At 45.9% G+C, this 2,764-nt stretch carries 2 protein-coding genes and 1 pseudogene; all 3 read right to left on the reverse strand.

The features are described from left to right. Window positions 1-80: 80 nt before the first annotated feature. Window positions 81-254, reverse strand: a complete 174-nt coding sequence (locus tag R6U67_RS12680) for a hypothetical protein (protein ID WP_410252885.1) — start codon at window positions 252-254, stop codon at window positions 81-83. Between the two features lie 85 nt (window positions 255-339). Beyond that, window positions 340-2,127: a M61 family metallopeptidase gene (locus R6U67_RS12685; protein ID WP_410252886.1), complete on the reverse strand. Its 1,788-nt coding sequence runs from the start codon at window positions 2,125-2,127 to the stop codon at window positions 340-342. A 120-nt stretch (window positions 2,128-2,247) separates the two neighbouring features. Continuing rightward, window positions 2,248-2,580, reverse strand: a pseudogene (locus R6U67_RS12690) (XisI protein); the annotation flags it as partial. Window positions 2,581-2,764: the final 184 nt, after the last annotated feature.

Consider the following 2,764-nt stretch of genomic DNA (forward strand, 5'->3'; position numbering starts at 1 on the left):
GGCGTTTCACTATAAAAAAATAAAATATAAGTATGTTATTGGATTGCTCGGCATTTTTATTCTCATAGATATGTGGCCGATTATGCAAACTCATCACTGCTGGTTTTAATATCAGCATACTTACCTCTGAGAGAGCCAAGAGTGCGGATTTTTTTATCCTGATTCCGTTTATTTTGGAGAATTTCAAACAACACCTCTTGATCACGAGCAGATAAACGATCCAGGGATTGAATAATGTCTTGTAGTGTCATCATATTATTTTATCATTTGCAATCTAGAAACCCCTAATTGTCCCAACTCCGACGAGAGGCCCCCACCTCTCGCCAGATTTAGGAGTCGTTACAGACTCGTCATCTCCACCCCTAACCAAGCCTGTAAATTTTGAGCCTGTTCAGGAGTGGGGTTATCGACTGTCGTCACCGTATAATTGGCGGGACGGGGTTCGGTGAGAGTTAGACCTATCATTTTCAGTTCATCCTGATGGAAGAAACTCAGTTCAATCTCATCCCCCGCGTCAAAATCTTGCAGGCGATCGCCGAAGCCATCAGCGGTGACTCGCAAGCGATTAATCGCCAGTAGTTCGTCTCCTGGTTCCAATCCCACTTCAGCCGCTGGGGAACCGGCTTCAACGAAATCGACAAGGGTGATTCCGCGATCGTCACTTACCCGTACTCCCAGAAATGGCGGTTGTTTAGCTTCATCGGTTTTAATCCGTAAGCCAAAGGGTTCGAGATACTCACTTAAAGGTAACTCCTCGGTTCCGTGGATGTAGCGTTGGAAAAACTCGCTCAAATCCTGACCCGCTGCGGTTTCAAAGGCGGCTTGTAGTTGTTGGGGAGTATAGCCAATTTCGGGTTTTCCAAACTCATCCCAAAGCTGACGCAAGACATCGGTGAGCGATCGCGCGTTTTGGCTATTACGGCGAATGGTTAAATCCAACATCAACGCCACCATTTCCCCTTTGAGATAATAGGAAATTTGCGAATTATCACTGTTGGCGTCACGGCGATAGAGTTTAATCCAAGCATCCCAACTGGACTCACTCAGCGGTTGCACCAAACGTCCAGGGGTGTTGTAAAAGCGGGTGACATCTTTACTAAAAATCTTCAAAAATGCTTTCCCGCCATAAATTTTTGACCAAAGGGGAATCAGCATATCATAATAGCTGGTGGCCCCTTCACAGAACCAGAGAGAGGGGGTGTAGTTTTCCGCCTCATAGTCAAAGTGTTCTAACGCCTTCGGTCGAATTCGTTTGACATTCCAGAGATGGAAAAATTCATGGGCCACCAATTGCATGAAACGACGGTAGCGATCGCGATTTTGGAAGGCTAGGCGAGGATAGTTGAGGGAACAACAGGTTTTATGTTCTAAACCACCAAAGCCACCAGCGGACAGATGGAGGAGAAAGAGATAGCGATCGTAGGGTAAGCCGTCAAAGAGATTGGCTTCGAGTTCAATGATACGTTTGGTATCTTGAACCAGGCGATCGAGATTGAGATTTCCTTGTCCCCAAACCACCAACTCATGGGGTTTTCCTAAGACCTCAAAACTACGACGCTCTTGAATCCCAACTTCAAAGGGATTATCCACTAACGTATCAAAATCGGCGGCGTAAAAGCAGTTGGGTTTGTTGTCCACCGCTGGTAGAGTTGTCGCAATTTGCCAATCAGGATGGTGAGGATGAATCGTAACTTTAATGGGGTGATGTTCGAGTCCAGGACTATAGAAAAAGGTCGCCGCACCATTAAAATAGGCATGAGTATCATCGAAGTGATTGGTGCGAACAGTGAGTTCGTTAGCAAAAAGGCGATAGGAGATAGAGAGATTATGCTGATTTTCGGTTTGAATCCGCCATTGATTCTTCGATTGTTTTTGCCAAGTTAGAGGGGTTCCGCTATCGTTTTTTGCGGTCAACTCTTGAATTTGTTTCGCATATTCCCGGACCAAATAGGAACCGGGAGTCCAGACGGGGAAGGTTAAGTCTAAATGGCTAGCGGTCCAGTTGCGAACCTCCAGGGTGATATCCAGGAGGTGGGATTGAGGCTGGGACATGGCCACATGGTAGTGGAAGCTTACCTCGGTTTGGGATTGGGGAGTTTGGGAACGGGTTTCAGTCGCTTGTATCACAGTCAGGTCTATTGCGTAAGAGCTATTTTACTTATCTTGACATAATTTTCTGGGTACCTGGGGGGTCTAGGGACGAATCCTGGCGATGTCATGGGGTTAACTCTGTCCCAGGGAGGGATTCTAAGCGACACCATAGTCGGTATAAGGCCGCTTGTAGGGGGGATGCAACCCCAAGACGATATCCTCTCGTGCAATTCCCATTGCAACTAAGTCTTCGGCGGGATTCAACTCTGTCAGGTTTTGTTGTAGCCAAATCTTTCCGTCTTTAATATCAAAATGAATAATGGTTCGATAAATCCGAGTGAGTTCTTGCCATCCTACATCCATCCATTGATAATGATCGCGCTGGGTATCAAAGATGAGTTGTGTTTCAATGTCAGGATTGGATTGACAATAGTCCTGGTTGGCGTAATGAGTGAGAAGGCTTTGGATTGCTTCTCGATATTGGTTTAGGGTTTAGGGTGATCAGGAGAATTTATGGCAGATTACATCCGTTGCTGTAGGGGCGAAAAATTTTTCGCCCCTACAATTTTGTATCAAATGCAACAAATCACACCGTATATCCTGAAGACCCATGTTATCAGTCGTTGGGAACCCACATCTCAAACTTGTTCAGACTGTGGCTATAAATGGGGCA

The organism is Sodalinema sp., from assembly GCF_046483825.1.
GTDB lineage: Bacteria > Cyanobacteriota > Cyanobacteriia > Cyanobacteriales > Geitlerinemataceae > Sodalinema.